We start from the raw sequence: 18,838 nt of genomic DNA on the forward strand, positions 1-18,838 counted from the left end.
TTATCTGTCCCCCTTATTAGCCGAATCTAATTTAAAGATAATCCACATAACTGGTGTTGAAAAAACGGTCCATAGCACAACCCAAAAAAGGAGAAAAGGCATTCCTAATACAAATGGCTCAACGTGGTTTGCCCAAGATGAAAAGCCCAGAATAGCAATAAATGGAATAAGTGCTAATAAATGATAGATTTTCAAAAATTGTTCCCCACTTTCAATTTTAAATTTATATTAGTTTAAATATTCAGAAAACAAAAGTTTAGATTAAGTAGATCCTTGTAAAATAAGGGTCTACTTAACCATATGTCTATTAATCTAAAAGCTTAAAAGTGGCATGAACAAATAAGTTTACACCAATTTCCAAAGCGTCCTCGTCTATTGTAAATCGAGCATGATGATGCGGGTAAGTAATATCCTTTTCTTTGTTTCCTGCTCCCACATAGAAGAAAGTGCCTGGTGCCTTTTGTTGGAAGGCAGAGAAATCTTCACCACCCATGTTTGGTTTCATAAGGTCGAGAGTCTTTTCATCAAACACTTCTAGAATAGTTTCTTCAATAGCCTTCGTAATATGCTCATCATTGATAACAGGTCGATATCCAAACTCATAATTAAATTTGTATTGTGCACCATGAGCATCAGTTATTCCTTTTATAATTCGTTCCATAAGTTCAGGAACCGATTTCCTAAGGTTGGCGTTGAAACTACGAACGGTTCCACAGATTTCGACTGAACCTGGGATTACGTTATGAGTTGTACCTCCAATAAACTTGGTAACAGAAACTACTAGATTATCAAGCGGATCAGTATTTCTAGAAACGATATGTTGAAGATTCGTTACAACTTGGGAAGCGATAGCAATCGAATCGATCGTGTCATGAGGAAGTGCTGCATGTCCACCCTTACCTTCAACAGTAATATAGAAAGTATCTGGAGCAGCCATGATCGGTCCATAAGCTACACCTACTGTACCTAGTTTCATAGGAGCCCAAAGATGAGCACCAATTATCATATCAACTCCCTCCATTACTCCTGCTTGTACCATTTCCTCTGCACCACCAGGATACAACTCTTCGGCGTGTTGAAACAAAAAGCGAACTTCACCTTTGATCTTATCTTTTAAACTTGTTAGAATTTTTGCTGTGCCTAGAAGCATTGCTGTATGACCATCGTGCCCACAAGCATGCATCACACCTGGATTTGTAGAGGCAAATTCAAAAGTGTTTTCTTCCTCGATGGGTAAAGCGTCCATATCCGCACGAATTGCTAGCACCTTGCCGGGCTGAGAACCAATCAGACGAGCCATAACACTCGTCTTTGTTGGACGAGATATCTCTAAATTCCCGAAAGATTGAAGTGTATCATACACATATTGAGCTGTTTTTTCTTCATGAAAAGATAACTCCGGATACTGATGGAAATGCCTTCTCCACTTAATTACTTCTTCTTTTGTTTGCTCTACTAAACTACTTAATGATATTGTTTGCATTATTGTATCTCCCTCTATTCATTATTAGATAACTGAAGTACAGTATGATAAAGTACATTAGCACCGTCTGTACAATCTTCCTTTGAACTCCATTCAGCAGGATTGTGGCTTATTCCATCTTTTGAACGGATAAAAAGCATCCCTATAGGACATAGATTTGTAAGCTGCATGCAATCGTGCCCAGCTCCACTTGGGAGAAAAAATGGTTTCACACCAATCTTTTCACTAGCCAATTTTGCAATATCTTGAATTTCACTAGAGCATAACGATGGTTTAATACGTTGCAGAACTTCAATTTCTAATCCTACACCACGTTGTTCACATAAAATTTTTGACCCTTCTAAAATTCGATTTTCAACCTCGTCACGAATTGCTTCATTAACATCGCGAAGATCCAAGGTGAATTCAACCTTCCCGGGAATAATATTGATTCCTCCAGGAAACAGCTGCAATTGACCAACTGTTCCGACCGTTGAACCTGTCTTAGCTGATTCAGTTTCAATTAGTTGAACAATCTGGGAAGCAACAACTAATGCATCGCTACGGTCATTCATTGGAGTTGTCCCAGCATGTCCTGCTTTTCCTTCTATTGTGAATTTAAGCCACAACGGACCAGCGATTCCTGTAACAATTCCTACTGATAAATTACCGTTTTCAATCACCTTTCCTTGTTCAATATGTAACTCTACATAGGCTTTTACTGATCCTATGCTTCTAGCTGACTGATCAATAGAAAGTGGATCATATCCTGCCTCGCTCATCGCTTGCGCTATAGTAATCCCTTGTTGATCCTTATTTTGAAGATGTTCTAAGTTGAGTGTTCCAGCAATTCCTCGGCTCCCAATCATTCCAAAGCTAAATCTAGCTCCTTCTTCATCTGTAAATACAATAACTTCAATTGGATGTACTGTTGTGATTCCTTGCTCATTCATCGTCTGGAGTATTTCAATCCCTGAGAGAACGCCAAGTGGTCCGTCAAAATTTCCGCCGTTATATACAGAATCAATATGTGAGCCTACCAGTACAACAGGTGCGTTTTGATTAGTCCCTTCTTTACGTCCAATAAGATTTCCCACAGTATCTTCGTAAACTTTTAATCCTGCTTCAACCATATAGGAAGTAACTAATTCTTTAGCTTTTCTCTCATTTTCTGTAAAGGACAAACGAGTAATTCCACCAGACTCTTGTTTTCCTATGGACCCTAATTCCAAAAGGCGATTCCACAATCTATCCTGATTAATCATTTTTCCTCCCATAATAAAATTTTTATTTTAGGTCTATTTATGGCTATGACCATAACTATATCACTAATCATTTAGTTTGTTAAGTAATAATATTCAGAATATTATATATAAACTGAAAAAAATTCTTAATCACTTGTCAAAGGCTAATTTTATATATATTTCTAGGCCTTCCACGCGAATAAGGTGTTTCCTCTCCAATAACCTGAGCAATTCCTTGTTCTTCTAATTCTTTTAAAATTCTACGTGCGCTTCTCGGCATGATTTGCATATACTGTGCTAGCTCGTGAGCTCCAATTTCACTCTTTCCTATTTTTTTAAGAATAGATTCTAGCTTACTAAGTGTCGAAATACTTAAAGATGTTTGTTCGCTTATTTTTTGTAGCTCTTTTGAGACATAAGAATATGTAATTTGTTCATCTCTTCCCAATGGACCCGCTATCGTTTGATTATCGAGAGCAACCATCCAACTTCCTTTTCCATACTCTCTAGCATGAAATAAAGCTCTTCCAGCATGAATTTCTGCTTCGTAAGCCGTTTTACCGATTCCAATTCCACAAGTTATGACTTCTTTCTTTAATTCTTCAAGATCTTCCAAATTCGGTATAATAGAAAATTCATTCGTTATATCCTGTAAAAGCCCTCGGGTCGTAAAAATGACATATCTACCGGGACCAGCAGATTTAAGTGATCCTTGAACTTTATTTGCGTATACAAGAAGCTTCTCTGCCATCCTAATTTCTATTTTGTAGATTTCATCAGTCGAAAAAGTATCTTTCGCCAATCCAAAATAAGAGTCGATCTCAATCATTTGAACTGCAATTTGACTTTCTTTAAAATGTAACATCTCATAAGTTCGAAGTGCTAAATTTAGCACAGACTCAATAGCTGACTTTGCAGGCAGTACACGATAAACAGGTACACCCATTTTCTCAAGTTCTATATGTGCCGATCGAAGACATGTAACTGCTGCTTTCGTTTTCCCACTTTTCCATAACTCATAGTGGTATCCTGCAAGTACATTTGCATCAACTTCCCCTTCATAATATTTCAAAAATAAATGATCAGCTTTAATTTTTGCTTCATCTAAAATACTTTTGAGCTCATCATAATGGAAGTTATCAAAGCTAATTTGCTCCATTGCAATCTGGTTATGATAGAATATTTGTAACAAAGTTTTATAGAGACTCGGTCCAGTGTGGGGAGTAAAAAACATGGGTTTTGTAATTCCACCCCAGCTTTTTGCTATTGCATAAGGGACCTTGCCTGAAAAGAGCCAAATATCAAAATCATTTGCAATAGGACTTAAAAGACCAGGTATTTCCTCTTCTCTCCAATAGATGATAGGGGTACATTCAAATTCAGGGTATTCCTTTATTACAGATTGAATAACGTCAATCGAATCATCAGATCCAAGTAAACCTAAACGGATTTTTTTCATCATTTCCTCCACTACTCTAAAATAAATAAAATTCCTAAAATGGTAATGCAGCAGGCAATCAACTTAGCTGCTGTAATTTTTTCTTTATAATAAATTCTTGCTAAAAACAAAGCAAATATTGGTGAGGTATAGGCTAAAGCTACAACAAGAGTCCCGTTGGCAATCTTTAAGGCTGCAAACAATGCGATCCATTGAGTAATCGCTAGCACACCACGAATCGAAAGGTGTATATTCAGTCCTGGATACCAAATTTTCGGACGATGTATTAAATAGATTATTAGGGCAATCCCACTCGCTCTGAAAAAGTAAAGTGTAGGAGCATTTATCCATTGATGAACGAGCAATTGTTGTGTAGGAACCATGCTGAGTCCAGCTGAAACTGCAGCTGCAACCCCTAATAAACTCCCTGGTTTTTTTATTTCTACTAATGGAGATAACATGTTTCTGCCTTTTACGTTTAGAAAATATACACCAAGCACAATAAGCAAGACCGGAATTAATATATGTATATCAAATCCGTGCAATATGCTATTTGGAATAAAAGTGAATAATGGAGTCAACGCAGTATACACCGCTAGTTGAGATACTTCTATTCGTCCTAGTGCTAAGAAAAATGATACATTAGACAATGCATCTAAAATAATCACAATGATTAATAAACCTATTGTAGAAGGTGTAACAGAAAAGGAATAATACCACGGCATTACGCAGCCTAACAAAATGGTGACCACTAGAAAAGATGTTACAATAAAGCTATTATTATCCTTCATTTGCATTGTTATTTTTTTTGCATACAACGCATTTACTGCATTCAAAAAAGAACTAATTAATGCAAGAAAAAACATACTCTTTTCCCCTCTCTCTCTAGTTCATTATCTAGCTAAATGTACAAGTATGTTTCCATAAACTTCAACTGCATACGCAATTGTTTTTTCGTTAAAGTCGAATGCACAATTATGATGGCCTGCTGCTAATTCAGTTCCAAACAATAGATAAGTAGCCATTCCACCATTCTTTTGAACCTCTTTCATCATATATGTTACATCTTCTGAAGCAAGAAAAGGCTGAGAAATAACAATTTCACTGGTTTGTTTAACTTTTGATCCTATACCATATACAAGATTCGCAAGATCAGAGTCACAGTCTGCTATAATCGAACGTCCTACTACTTCGGTATGTTGCTTAATCCCATACAACTGAGCAACTGATTGTATGATACGCTGTGATTCATTCTTCATAAATTGATCAACCTCATTGGTCGTTCCTCTTGTTTCAAATTTTAGCTTAGCATGTGCTGGAATAATGTTTCGACCTTCTCCACCCTGAATAACTCCAACATTTATTCTTGAATCCCCTAATCCATGCCGTGAGATTGCATACAACTGCAATGTAATAGTAGATGCCGCAAGTAATGCATTTCTACCTTCATGTGGTGCTAATGCTGCATGGGCCTGCACACCTTCCAGTTCTAAATCAAACTTGGTTGACGCGAAAAAATCTGTTACGCTACAGGCAAGTTGGTTCTGTTTTGTTGCCGTTACACCAATATGACCACTAAAGAAATAATTTACATCTTCTAAGATTCCCGAATCAACCATCGCTCTTGCACCACGCGCACCTTCTTCAGCAGGTTGAAATATGAGTTTAATTTTTCCTGAAAGCTTCTCTTTCATTTTTGAAATCAATTGTGCCATTCCTAACCCAATTGCAATATGGCCATCGTGTCCACAAGCATGCATATAGCCTTCTACTTTCGAACGGAAATTTTGATTCCATGGGACATGATTTGATCCTCTATCCTCAGAAATTTCCAATCCATCGATATCAAATCGGAAGGCAAGTGTTGGACCAATCCGCCCTGTATCCCAAATGCCTACTACACCAGTTAACCCGTCTTCCATTTTCTCAATCCAATACGAATTTGCCCCAAACGACACTGCCCGCTCTTTAGCTTCTTGTATCGTTTTTTCATCCGGGACACCCATTCTCGAATCAGGTACAATTATTTCCCTTCCTACTTTTACTTCAAATCCCAATTCTGATAAGAAATCTGCTATGAGAGATGAGGTTCGGAATTCCGTCCATCCTATCTCCGGAAAAGAGTGGATGTCACGCCTAATATTGATTAAACTTCCTTTTATATTATCAACCAATTCTGAGATTAATTCTTCCACGCCATTTACCTCCTTATTAAATGAGTTGAATTAAAATTTTTTTCAAATCGAGTCCAATCTACTATATTCACAGGGAATCGTTGCCACAAAGATACAAACTAATAATCCGTTACTTAATAAGGGAAGGCCCCAGACAATACCCATTAAAGTAGGTTGACGACCCCACCTCCAGGTATAAAGGGAACAGTTTTACTGAAGTAGCTGAAGCATATTAACTTAAAATGATTCCTAACCCGAACACCTCCTAATGGAATTATTAAATTAAACAAACAAACCAAAACAATACTCACCATTCACTTTTTTCATTATTTACGGCTGAATTCAGGTTACGACCATAATTATAGACTATTCTGACATTTTTGAATAGAAACCTAAAATACTATTTTATTAGATAATCAACTTAATAAGGTTTCCTACTTAAGTAAGATTAATCTATCATAGAAACGATTTCCTTTTTTTACACGAAAAAAAGGTGCCCCTTAAAAGTTTTACTTTTGGGACAACCTCTTTATTCGTACTATTCATATCGAAGAGCTTGAATTGGATCAAGCTTAGACGCTTTATTTGCAGGAAAAACACCAAATACGATTCCAACTAATAAAGAGAATACAAATGATAACAGCATAACCGGAACAGAATATGCAATTGCTGTTCCTGTTGTTATAGTGAATATTTTCGCACTTATAACGCCTATTACAACGCCTATTATTCCTCCAAGTGAACTTAATACCATTGATTCAATGAGGAATTGAAGAAGAATACTTCCACGCTTTGCTCCAATTGCTTTTCGTATACCAATTTCTTTTGTGCGTTCTGAAACCGATACAAGCATAATATTCATAATACCGATACCGCCAACAATAAGTGAGATCGCAGCACTTCCGCCTAGCATTAATGTCATCGTTTTATTAACAGATGACGCAGTTTCCATTAAATCCTCTGGACTAGAAACGCTATAGCTATCTTCATCTCCAATAATCGTAAACATCTTTTGTTCAATTCTACGTAATGTAAAATTAATCATATTTTCATTTTCTACTTTTACATAGACAGATCCAATTGAAGTAGTAGATGCCAAGCGTTGAGCTGTGCTAAGTGGAACAAAAATCGTACTATCCCCACTTGAACCTAATGAACTACCAACTGATTGAAGTACCCCAACAACTCTAAATGATGTTCCATTCACTTTAACGTATTGGCCAACTGGATTTCCAAAACCGAATAATGTTCGTGCTGTGGTTGAGCCAAGTACTGCTATTTTTGAGTGATTATCATTATCCAAGTCTGCGATAAATCGCCCTGATTGTAACTCCAAATCACGAACTTTTAAATAAGGTGAAGTTGTTCCTGTCACTGACACTTGTGCGTTCGTTTGTCCGTTTTTTACAGTTACTCTTCCAGAAACAATCGGAGCAATTGCTTCTACACCACTAACGTCCTTAAGTTGATTGGCATCATCTTCTTTAAATGTTACATCTGAGCCAGTAACACTTACTGTTAATACATTTGTACCTAAGCTTCCTATTTGATCTTGCACTTCTTTCGTTGATCCTTGACCGATCGCTACCATAACAATAACGGAGGATACACCGATAATAATACCTAGCATTGTCAGGAACGCTCTTACTTTATTTCCTTTAATGCTCTTAAGCGCCATTCTCAGTGTCTGCAAACCATTCACCTCCATTCTCGTATAACTGACCATCGTGAATTCGTACTATACGATTTGCATTTTTAGCTACTTCTAGATCATGTGTAATTAGAATAATCGTATGCCCTTGTTCGTTTAACAAATTCATAATCCCCAAAATTTCCTTACTTGTTTTACTATCAAGAGCACCAGTCGGTTCATCTGCAAGTAAAATAGGAGGGCTTCCAGCGAGGGCACGTGCAATTGCGACACGTTGCTGCTGCCCCCCTGATAATTGAGTAGGTAAATGATTCGCTCGATCTACTAATCCTACTTTTTTTAACGCCGAAAGAGCAATTTCTCTTCGTTCAGCCGTTTTCATACCTCTATAAATGAGAGGAAGTTCTACATTTTCTACCGCAGTTAACTTTGGTATAAGATTGAAATTTTGAAAAATAAATCCAATTTTTTCATTCCGTATAGTCGCTAGTTGCGAGCTCTTCATTTGCCCTACATCTTCGTTATCAATCAAATATCTCCCAGAATCTGGTCGGTCTAAGCATCCAATCATGTTCATAAATGTTGACTTCCCTGAACCTGATGGACCAATAACTGATATAAAATCACCCTTTTGGATATCAAGAGATACACTCTGTAGAGCCATTACCGTTTCACCGCCAAGTTCATACATTTTCGTCATGTTTTTAATTTGAATAATCGGCTCAAAGTTAGTCATTATTTACCTCCTTGTCCGCCACCTGTTTGAGTTCTACCTTCGAAGTTTCCTCCACTACGGTTGAATCCGCTACCTGAGAATCCGCCACCTTGGAATCCCCCACTTGGGAATCCTCCACCTTGCATCATAAATCCACCAGAATTACCTCTTGATTGAACGCTTGGTATTTCGATAGACTCTCCTTCACTTAATCCACTTGTAATTTCTACATTCGTATCATTTGAAATACCTGTTTGTACAGTAACTTTCTTAGTAGATTCTCCAGAATCATCTGTAGATGTAGGAACTAGTACATATTTTTCATTTCCATTTTTATACACTGCTTCTACTGGAACATATAGTGCGTCTGCTTTACTTTGTATTAAAATACTTGCTTCTGTTGACATACCAATTTTCAGACTTTTTGGATCATTAATTTTTACGGTTACATCAAATGTTGAAACTCCATTTGTCGATGTACCTTCATTTGATACTTTCGTTACTTTCCCATCAAATGATTGACCTTCAAAGGCACTTGCTGTTATTTTTACTGACTGTCCAACCTTTACTTTTGGAATATCTAATTCATCAACACTAATCGTTGTTTCCAAAGAACTGTAATTTGTTATATGTGCAACTGTCGCGGAACTTTGCACAGAATCTCCACTTTTAACAGAAAGAGTTGTAATTGTCCCAGATGCTGGTGCCTGTAATATACTACCATCTGTAAATTTCACAAGTGTTGCACCTTCTTTTACAACTGAGCCTTCCTTTACATATACAGTATCCGCTACTAAACTACTACCTCCAGTATTTCCCGTACCAGTATTATTTGATGAACTGCCACTATCTTCTCTTGTAATCGGTAATGTAATTCCATCTTCATCTTCCATACGCATTATTACTTTTCCTTGCGATGCTCCACTTCCGCTACTTACGTAAACCTTTGTAATTTCACCATCTTTTGGAGCCGTAACAACATCACCATTTTTAAATGTCACAAGTGTGTCACCTTTATCTACTGATTCTCCAGATGAAACACTTACACTATCCACAACAAGAATTGTATTTGCCGCAGTAACATCTTCGTCAGTATTTGCAGTTACCGAACCCGACCCAGTAACAGCTACTTCTAACTTTCCTTTTTGTGCCGTAATTGTTTGTGCTGTAGCCATCACATTTTGAGCTTGATTTGCTTGACTCTTACTATATATGAACCAACCACTTCCTCCTCCAACAGCAACAACAATAACTGAAATAATAACCCACTTTTTCAATTTTATTTTCTCCTCTCCATTATTGAGATTGATTCGATAAATTTATCACTGATTAATCTTGACTTGATTCACTTGGCTTTTGCTGAAATGAATAATATCCTTAAATCTACTGAGAGTATCCTAGTCCCATTTCCGAGAAACCAAGGCCTGTCCTTCGTTTATACTTCAAACTCACTCTAATAATGATTGTTATTACTACCAAACAGATAATAAGTAAAATTTGTATTAGAGCTTGTTTTATTTATTTTTTTACTCCTCCTAATTTAATTTGATAAGGTCATTTTGAATTATGCACCTTAAATTTTCCTTAATAAAAATCAATGCTTTTTAATGGGAAGAGAATATAAGTCATGCTCAAAGCATTTAAAACTCTTAATTTACGCACAAATAAATAACCCCCTTCTATGTTTTTGAAGGGGGGTTTACTTGTATTTTATCGATATATTTAACATCTAATTCTTTCATATAAATCTACAATAATAGGAGCGATTAAATATAATCAACTCCTTCGTACAATTTGTGTAGAGGTAAGTATGAAGGAGTTGAACATACCTCATTTTAACTTAATTAATATGAGGGGCTTTTAACTTTAGTCTGTTCTTTCTGTTCTCTCTCATTACCAACTATAACAGTGTTGATTTGTTCAGTATTTCCATTATGCATAATCGTGTGTTCAGTAGAAGGTACATTTATATTATTATTTGCTTCATAATACTGACTAGCGTCATTATAAGATAAGTTGTTTTCAACAATTCCATCAGCATTAGAACGAACATAAGAATCTACATGAACTGTAGGTGTATTTGGAATTTTATCTGGCCCATGATATGATAAGTTATTTTCAATAATTCCATCTGGTGCTGTTCTCATATGTGAGTTTACATTATGAACGCCAGTTGAAGAACCTTCCGTATGAACAACTGGCCCGTCCACTGTTCCTTCAGAAACGTGTACGGTATCAGATGCACCGTGAAATAAAGAAAAATCTGCAAAATCAAACATTTTTAGGAACGGTAAAACCAATGCTATTAGAACAATTAGCACAGCACCCATTATTTCCAAAGCTTGGCTTGAACTATATCCATGATCATAAAGAAATTTCATAAAGAAGTGAAGCAAAACAGTTGCCATGATTCCAAATATGAAAGCAATAAAAATATTAGAATGTCCATAGGTATATTGCCTACCGTAAGCGCTTGAAATCATCAAGGAAAATGAACCATATACCAATAGTCCTCCTAGAACAGCCTTCCAATTCTTAAATATATAATTTAACCTCATTACAAAAAAAATAATCATCAAGATTACTGCAATAGGAGCCAAAAAAGGAAGAACAGTTACGATTATAGCCGAAATTGCTAAAAACAATAACATTCTCCATAGTCTAGGTAATGCAGTAAAACAAAAGAAAATGGTTACACCGATTATTGGGAAAATCATAGAATAAAAAGATAGAAATGTAGATATTCCAAAAATACCAATTGCCACTTTATGTAATGTAGATGATGTATTTTCTTTGATCCATTGTTCTGTCATAATTCTCACAACCTTCTAAACTATTTCAATTACATAAATTATAATGAAATTAGTATATCAAGATTGTAATAATTGTAATAGTAAGGAAATCTTAATTTAAAATTAAGAAATTCAAAAGAAAAATTCAGTAATTTTCGGAAAACTATATTTGTTTAATAAATAATTAGCAAATATAATAGTGATTGTCCTTATTTAAGAAATTTTTATTTAGAAATAACGGGTGGATTCTATGGCACTATCCTTTCAGATTCAATAAAACAATAAAAATTTTTTTTACATATACCTATCCTCATTTACTTGCATAATGTACAATTACCGAAAAAGAATTTGAGACTTTCTAATCCATTAAGAAAACCACCTAAAAAGGTGGCTCTAAATATACTTCCGATGAATATTCTTCCCATCATAACTAAACAACACAGACTTATTCTCAATATTCGTCTCTAAATGTACCCCTCTACCCCACAACTGATGAATATAAGGCATTACCTTCTCAACATACTTCACATCAAGTTCCATATGTTCATAGGAATGCTTCAAATAAAGCTCACCATTTTTTAAGTAATCGCCCTCTTGAACAACGATATATGGGAATCCTCCATTTACTCGACTAACTACTAGTTGATCACGTACATTTTCCCATGCTTTATCAGTGACTTTATACTCCTTACCTTGTCGCTGGAATAAATACATATCTTCACGCATGACAAGATCTTTAGTTAAGTAGTTTCGTATAAATGAACTATCGGACTCTAATTCTCGTACTTCAAACATTTTTTCTCGACCGCTGCCAGGTTTAACACCTAACTCTCTCATTTCTTTGCTTGGGTTATTATATCGCTCTTCTATATCTTCAAACATTCTTAGTCCTAAGTAGTATGGATTAATACTTGTTTTAGAAGGTTGAACTACTCCTGCGTTTAGTTTTGCGTATTCGATTGCTTCATTTGAATCAAGGTTTAGTTCACGCATGATGCGTATATGCCAATAACTTGCCCAGCCTTGTTTCTCTCAAAGATCTTCTTTTTGATTAAGAATCTTCTATTCCTTATTCAACATAATGGCAGTATAGTTGAACAAGGTAAGGATTCTAACGCATATGTCAGCCAACCATGAAGCTTTGATTCCACATGGAGAATGGAAGTTTCAATCTTTCCTCCATAATAGTTCAATTAGAAATATATATTGTCAGAAATTAATTTGTAAACTCTTATACATGAAATATTTTCCTTAACTCATACTAATACAAGTATCAAATAAATTAACTAGGTAGGGAATGTATGAGTATAAAAGAACTAACCAATCTAACTTCTACTTTAAAAAAGAATATTAATATTATTCAAGGTAAACTGAATAATACTTCTGATTTAATCGTGAGAAAAATGATAGTAGGTGAATCTTCCTCAATTAATGCAGTGTTGCTTTATATTGATGGGATCGTTAATATGCAACATATTCAAGACTATATAGTAATTCCATTATTAACTATGAAAACAAATAAATTTCTTCATCAGTTGATTGAAGAAATAGCTTATCATCATATAAAGTCAGGAGATGTGACGATAAGTGATAGTATTGCACATTTAACTGAAGAATTACTAAAAGGAAAAACAGTTATCTTATTTGATAATTGTGCAAAAGGGATTTTAGCAGATACAGCTGAGTGGGAAAAAAGAGGACTTAATGAAACTATTTCAGAAAGAGTATTCTTAGGTCCTATTATTGGTTTTACAGAAAAACTTAAGACAAACGTAAATCTAATAAGAAGCAACATTAAAACGACTGATCTGTGTATAGAATCTAAACAAATTGGAACTCTTACGAAAACAGATATATCAATCCTCTATGTTAAGGGAATAGCTGAGGAAAGAATAATAGATGATGTTAGAACAAAAATTAACCAGATTAATATTAAGTATTTAATCGAATCACGAATGATTGAAGAGTCCTTAGAGGGAAATGTAAAAACCATATTTCCATTAGTCCTTACAACCGAACGCCCGGACAGTACAGTGTCGGCATTGCTTGAAGGGAGAGTAGCAATACTTGTTGATGGAACACCTCATGCAATTCTGGTTCCAGCTTTATTTATTCAATTCCTTCAAACTCCTGATGAATATTATCACAAATTTGCAAGGTTTATAGGTCGGTTTACTCGGATACTTTGCTTTCTTGTAACTATATACACGCCTGGATTGTATTTATCCATATTTAAAATTCATAATGGAGTTATAACAGAAGAAACCTTGCAAAAAGTTCTTGGAAAAGAACAAGCGGTAATACCTATTTTTTGGCAGGTAATATTTCTTTTATTTATTTTAGAATTCATTATGGATGGTTCCTTCCGATTACCCAAAAGTGCTGTTTTCGTTGTTTCATTAATTGGAACCATTTTTGTGGCTGAAACAACTATCAGTTCAAATCTAATCTACGGACTTAGTATTATAATTATGGGACTTACTTATATCACGAGTTTCCTTCTTATCTCAAGAGGGTTACTTAGTGCAATATTTGCTTCAAGAATAATATTTTTATTGTTAGGTCAATTATTTGGTTTTATTGGAATTATAGTTGGAACTACAATTATGGTGTTATATCTTGCTTCATTACGTTCTATAGGTGTTCCATATTTAGCCCCATTACTCCCATTTAATCCAAAAGAAATAAAAGATGTTCTTTTTAGAGGGAATACAAGAAAATTAATAAATAGTGAGCATTCCTATCCCTATGATCGTGTTGATAAAGGTGAATCGCGAAAATAAAATAATTTTCTTTTAATATTTGAAGTAAGAATTGTGCAAATTGGGGAACAGTACCTTTTGTTCCCTTAAATCCACAAAATGACGAAAATTAAACTATACCCTTTTTTTTACTCAACTAACGCATGCGTTAGTTCAATAAGAACCTTATAAATAATATTGGTAACAAGGACATTTTGTTAAACATAACCACTCTATAAATATTTCCCAATCGCCTATTGTTAAGGATCTATCCATTTTAAATCAAATTCATTTTAAAAAGAACTTTCTAGTAAATTCAATAAAAAGTTGCCATACAATTCTTGTTTCTAACATCAGTTAGTTAATTAGTTTTACTTTTTAAATTTACTATACTCATCAATATAAAGTGCAACATAACCACAATTTGGACACACAGCTGCTTTAGGGTTTGCAGTAGCGTTGTTAAATAATCCTTTCCCCTTTTGACTAATTTTTATTCCATACATCCCACCTTGAACGCTTACATTACAATCTTCTATCATGTCAGTTTGGCATTGATTACAAATCCTTTTCATTAAAAACACTCCTATTATTATGTAAATATGGATACTCTCTATCCTATTTATTTAAATGTGATTTATAACAATAATACATAAAAACCCTTCCAAGGACCTCTCTGTTTATTACTAATCCAAATTGTATAAGAATTCTAAATCAACAATTATTTGAATTCCAAATTTACTTTTTATTTTTTCAATAAAAAAAACAGTAACAACAAATCATATTTATTCCTATAATCTATAATGTTATTAAAATTCTTTCACATTTCAAACAATTACTTTCTACTTTTTCAGTAAGATATTATCACAAATGATCAAACCTTATACAACGTAAGAACGTTTTTGAAGGACATTAAGTACATCCTATTAGTAGGGTTAGATAAAGAAAATCCATGAATAAATCATTATATAATAATTCTATAAATCGCTAAAAAAGAGAAAACGCCAACCCATTATTAGGACCGGATTTGGCGCATTTTCAACCGTTAAGATTTTCTACGTAAACTAAAATTGAATAATATATTAATAATAAGCATTTCAGATTATTTACTTTTTTATTTTTGTAAAAACATTTACATAATTACTCTTTCCATCCTTGATAGAGGAAAGTAGCATCTTTAACTGATCGTTAGATAGATTAATATCTTTTCTAGAGGCATAATCTCTTAAAAGAGCAACATATCCTGAGATAATCGCTGTTGCTTGGGATGTCCCTGAATTACTTACAATTTTATTATCTACTGCATAACTTCTAATTTCATCACCCGGTGCATTAATAGTTGTATTCTCTGGTGCATTTGTAAAGTCAGATACTCTTTTATTTGCCGAAATAGAACCAACTGAAATTACACCTTCTTTATTTGCAGGAAACATCATATCACCAGAAGAATAATCTCCAGAAGAGGAAACTATAGTAATTCCTTTTTTAAGAGCAATATCAATTAAATTAGATAATTCTTCATTAAATTTATAACTTCCTATACTCATATTAATAATGGTACAATTCAACTCAATTGCCTTTTCAACAGCTTGAACCATAAGAGAAGGAGAAATACCCTCTTCTGAATTCATGATTTTAATAGAAATCACTTCAGCATCAGGAGAAATTCCAAGAACCTCATTTTTTTCCCCTTTTATAATTGAATACATCATTGTTCCATGACCATTTTCATCTTCATTTTTTCCAGTTAATGTAATTGAATTATTATCCTCTTTTTGGAATTTCGAAATTCCACTATCGATAAGAGCTATTTTTTGAGATTTGCCAGTCGAATATTTGTGTAATTGATTGTAATTCATATAATCCGCTTGCCAACCATAATCTTTTTTACCTAAGGTAACATTTGTATAGATAAAAAAAATTGAACCAATTATCAGAATAATAATTAACCCGATAGTAAACTTTTTTATTAATGGATACTTATCTAGATGCAAGTACTTATGTAGAAACAGACTTAATATAAATGCAATAATAAATATCGGCATTAGATAATTCATTGTTATACTTCCTTTTAGTTATTTTTTTTTACTGTTTATTCACAGTAAACACAAGTAACCAAGTAAGATTTGCCACGATACCACGACTACTCAAACTATTATAATAAGAAACTTTATTTGCTAATTGATAAGAATAAGCTGCTGTTAAACCATTAGGAATCGCTCCAACTCCTCCAAAGATAGCTCCAGCAAGTACAGCAGCTCCAGCATTTGCATTTGCAGCAGTATTTAAATCAGAAGCCCATTTATTTGCATAATAAGTACTCTTATATCTCTTTTTTCCCCACCAATATGTTACATCATATGTAGATCCGCCTTGAAGATAGAAGTTATCATCATTTGTTGGAACCATTGTACCTTCATCAAGCACTGTTAAATCGCCACTTTCAATAGACTGATTTAATGAGTCAATTCCAGTAGAAAATGCATCTAATAGTTTCTCTTCAGTAAGTTGGTCTTCTTCTCCGATAACTCCTTGTTCCCTAGAAGCTTGTTCCAACACATCAAGGTTTACTGACTTTAAGTTATCTAGAATAGCTTGTTTATCCTCAATTTTAATACCATCTTGACTAACATTAACTTCAGGAGCAATGATATCCTTAATTTCAGAAATAGTTTTGTCAAGAACTTGATTCTCAAGAGTAGTAGTAGTGGTATCACTTACTGTCGTATCAGCATAAGCACTAACTCCACTTACTGTAAATAATGTACTTGCTAAAATAGCACTAGTTAAAATTTTTTTCATAGCAAATTCTCCCTCTATTAGTATGATCACTATTACCAAAATATGGTAACACGAAATATAAACTATTAATATACTTTTTTAAAAACATATTAAAATTGCGTTAATTTTATTTAATTGGGTTGTCCTTATAGTAAATAACAATAAATGTATAATATAGGTTTACTATATAAAAATAGAGTTATATGAAAGGATTAAAAAGTTCAACATTTTAATCCTTTCTTTACATAAGATATTATTAACATTCCCCTTGAGCATTGTAAGGTGATGCTGATTTTAATAAGCTCTCAACTCCTACTGGATGATAAGGCATTAATTAGAGGATTCGTCATATATAAAAGATTATACAGCATCTAATCTCATCACAAATTTCACCTCATTTTACGTTCTTTGCCTAACTACCATTTACTCCAATAAAAAAAGAGCCACAATTGTGACTCTTGATCTTCAACTAACGCATGCGTTAGTTCAATAATTTTCAAGTTCAGTTTCCAGATCTCTGAGCAGTAGTTCATATTCTACTATAGCCATTTTATCATCTACTGGAAAAATTGCAGGTTTGATTTCATCTTTTTCCATTCCAGGTAGCCACTTATCAATAAAATCATCTAACTCAATTGCAGTCGGTTTACAATTAGCCCACTCAAGTTTTGCATAGTTTTGGGCAAATTCTTTTTTAGGAAAGAAAGGAATAATTTTATTACCCTTGTCATCAGTAGCAGTAACAAAACCATCATCATACAACGCCCAAACTTCTTCATAATCAGCAACTTTCTTTATAAAATATTCATATCTAATATTAGCTGGTAATTTAATAATCGCTTCGAATTCTTTATTATTCATAACTTCGTACTCCAAGTAAATTAATTGTTTAATTTCATTTTATCACTAATTTCCTTATTCCACTAAACAGCCATTTTGTTGAATAAAAAAAATCGACTAAACAGCCGATCTTGTGTTCAACTAATGCACCAGTTAGTTCAATAAGAAATTTATTTTAATCCCACCAAACTGAATAAACTTTGTAACCTTCAAATAATTTCGGTGCTATTTCTGGTACACCAAAAGCATATCCTTCATCCACTTCCGATGGTTCCAAATCTTTAACCCATTCTTCAACTAAAGAATTATCTGCATTAGTTAATATATAAACTCTTTCAGAAAAAGCCCAATAATCGACGTCATCCTCAATCTCCATAATTTCTACAAAGACGTCTTGGACATTGGCTTTTTCTCTTATATTTATCAGTACATCATAAAATTTTTTAATTCCTGGATGGTCTAAAAGGTTACATCCAATTGAACCTTCATCAGTATTTCCTTCAAAGAAATCTTCTAAATTAACAATAGGTGCTGCTTCAGCATTTGGATATCCTTGAGCATATATTATTTCTTCGAGTTTCTTTCGCATTTTCTTCCTCCATATATATTTTCTATATATCATATCATTTCTTATTAAACTATCCTGCCATTTTGTTGAATAAAAAAAATCGACTAAACAGCCAATCATGTTGTTCAACTAATGCACTGCGTTAGTTCAATATGGAATTATTTATTTATTAGGTCCCCACCAATAGTAACAAGATGTTTTCCATCTACTTGTTTCAAATAACCTACTAATTGATAACTTGGATCATCAATCGCTAAAGAAGTTTTATCGAGTCCTTCAAATGGCATATATACATTTAATATCCTATCTTCTCCAGGTTGAATGTCTAACTTGTTCCCCTTTGCCTCTACCTTATAATCGTTGCCTTTGTGTGCGTTTTGATTTATTTCTATTGGAAACTAAACATGTACATTTTTTTGTTTAATTACAAAA

17 protein-coding genes and 1 pseudogene are annotated in these 18,838 nt (G+C 33.9%); 1 reads left to right on the top strand and 17 read right to left on the bottom strand.

Features of this window, described 5'->3' with window-relative positions:
* The 11 genes and pseudogenes from EP747_RS13480 to EP747_RS13530 form a co-directional block, all read right to left on the bottom strand.
* A complete protein-coding gene (locus EP747_RS13480; protein WP_056471596.1) occupies nucleotides 1-195 on the bottom strand; it encodes a DUF3311 domain-containing protein in 195 nt (64 codons plus the stop codon).
* A gap of 112 nt (nucleotides 196-307) precedes the next feature.
* Nucleotides 308-1,483, bottom strand: coding sequence for a M20 family metallopeptidase (locus tag EP747_RS13485; protein WP_129690647.1), 1,176 nt, complete (start codon nucleotides 1,481-1,483; stop codon nucleotides 308-310).
* Between the two features lie 14 nt (nucleotides 1,484-1,497).
* Nucleotides 1,498-2,727, bottom strand: a complete 1,230-nt coding sequence (locus EP747_RS13490) for a Zn-dependent hydrolase (protein ID WP_129690648.1) — start codon at nucleotides 2,725-2,727, stop codon at nucleotides 1,498-1,500.
* 136 nt (nucleotides 2,728-2,863) lie between these two features.
* Entirely contained in the window at nucleotides 2,864-4,165 is a 1,302-nt protein-coding gene (locus tag EP747_RS13495; protein WP_129690649.1) for an ArsR family transcriptional regulator, read from the bottom strand.
* A gap of 11 nt (nucleotides 4,166-4,176) precedes the next feature.
* Nucleotides 4,177-5,010 (bottom strand): DMT family transporter, encoded by an 834-nt coding sequence (locus tag EP747_RS13500; RefSeq protein ID WP_129690650.1) that lies wholly within the window; start codon nucleotides 5,008-5,010, stop codon nucleotides 4,177-4,179.
* A gap of 27 nt (nucleotides 5,011-5,037) precedes the next feature.
* A complete protein-coding gene (locus EP747_RS13505; protein WP_129690651.1) occupies nucleotides 5,038-6,339 on the bottom strand; it encodes an amidohydrolase in 1,302 nt (433 codons plus the stop codon).
* Nucleotides 6,340-6,856: 517 nt separating this feature from the next.
* Entirely contained in the window at nucleotides 6,857-8,020 is a 1,164-nt protein-coding gene (locus EP747_RS13510; RefSeq protein ID WP_328590728.1) for an ABC transporter permease, read from the bottom strand.
* Nucleotides 7,986-8,705 (bottom strand): ABC transporter ATP-binding protein, encoded by a 720-nt coding sequence (locus tag EP747_RS13515; RefSeq protein WP_129690652.1) that lies wholly within the window; start codon nucleotides 8,703-8,705, stop codon nucleotides 7,986-7,988. Before EP747_RS13515 ends, EP747_RS13510 begins: the two co-directional genes overlap by 35 nt.
* The gene (locus EP747_RS13520) at nucleotides 8,705-9,961 is read right to left on the bottom strand and encodes an efflux RND transporter periplasmic adaptor subunit (RefSeq protein WP_129690653.1); all 1,257 of its coding nucleotides are present in this window, start codon (nucleotides 9,959-9,961) and stop codon (nucleotides 8,705-8,707) included. Before EP747_RS13520 ends, EP747_RS13515 begins: the two co-directional genes overlap by 1 nt.
* Nucleotides 9,962-10,528: 567 nt before the next feature.
* Nucleotides 10,529-11,497 (bottom strand): hypothetical protein, encoded by a 969-nt coding sequence (locus EP747_RS13525; RefSeq protein WP_129690654.1) that lies wholly within the window; start codon nucleotides 11,495-11,497, stop codon nucleotides 10,529-10,531.
* A 372-nt stretch (nucleotides 11,498-11,869) separates the two neighbouring features.
* Nucleotides 11,870-12,502, bottom strand: a pseudogene (locus tag EP747_RS13530) (SpoVR family protein); the annotation flags it as partial.
* A 275-nt stretch (nucleotides 12,503-12,777) separates the two neighbouring features.
* On the opposite strand from EP747_RS13530, the gene EP747_RS13535 reads away from it, so the two are divergent.
* Nucleotides 12,778-14,259 (top strand): spore germination protein, encoded by a 1,482-nt coding sequence (locus tag EP747_RS13535; RefSeq protein ID WP_129690655.1) that lies wholly within the window; start codon nucleotides 12,778-12,780, stop codon nucleotides 14,257-14,259.
* Nucleotides 14,260-14,588: 329 nt separating this feature from the next.
* Here EP747_RS13535 and EP747_RS13540 read toward each other — a convergent pair whose 3' ends face one another.
* The 6 genes from EP747_RS13540 to EP747_RS25100 all read right to left on the bottom strand — a co-directional run bounded on the left by EP747_RS13540 (nucleotide 14,589) and on the right by EP747_RS25100 (nucleotide 18,693).
* Nucleotides 14,589-14,792 carry a nucleic acid-binding protein gene (locus EP747_RS13540; RefSeq protein WP_129690656.1) on the bottom strand — a complete coding sequence of 68 codons (204 nt, stop codon included), beginning with the start codon at nucleotides 14,790-14,792 and terminating at the stop codon, nucleotides 14,589-14,591.
* A gap of 531 nt (nucleotides 14,793-15,323) precedes the next feature.
* Nucleotides 15,324-16,274, bottom strand: coding sequence for a S8 family peptidase (locus EP747_RS13545; protein WP_129690657.1), 951 nt, complete (start codon nucleotides 16,272-16,274; stop codon nucleotides 15,324-15,326).
* 28 nt (nucleotides 16,275-16,302) lie between these two features.
* Nucleotides 16,303-17,019, bottom strand: coding sequence for a hypothetical protein (locus tag EP747_RS13550; RefSeq protein ID WP_129690658.1), 717 nt, complete (start codon nucleotides 17,017-17,019; stop codon nucleotides 16,303-16,305).
* 465 nt (nucleotides 17,020-17,484) lie between these two features.
* Nucleotides 17,485-17,859 carry a DUF2750 domain-containing protein gene (locus EP747_RS13555; protein ID WP_129690659.1) on the bottom strand — a complete coding sequence of 125 codons (375 nt, stop codon included), beginning with the start codon at nucleotides 17,857-17,859 and terminating at the stop codon, nucleotides 17,485-17,487.
* Nucleotides 17,860-18,013: 154 nt separating this feature from the next.
* A complete protein-coding gene (locus tag EP747_RS13560; RefSeq protein WP_129690660.1) occupies nucleotides 18,014-18,427 on the bottom strand; it encodes a hypothetical protein in 414 nt (137 codons plus the stop codon).
* Nucleotides 18,428-18,564: 137 nt separating this feature from the next.
* Nucleotides 18,565-18,693 (bottom strand): hypothetical protein, encoded by a 129-nt coding sequence (locus EP747_RS25100; RefSeq protein WP_268895638.1) that lies wholly within the window; start codon nucleotides 18,691-18,693, stop codon nucleotides 18,565-18,567.
* Nucleotides 18,694-18,838: the final 145 nt, after the last annotated feature.

It is taken from the genome of Gottfriedia acidiceleris (assembly GCF_004138285.1).
Lineage (GTDB): Bacteria > Bacillota > Bacilli > Bacillales > Bacillaceae_G > Gottfriedia > Gottfriedia acidiceleris_A.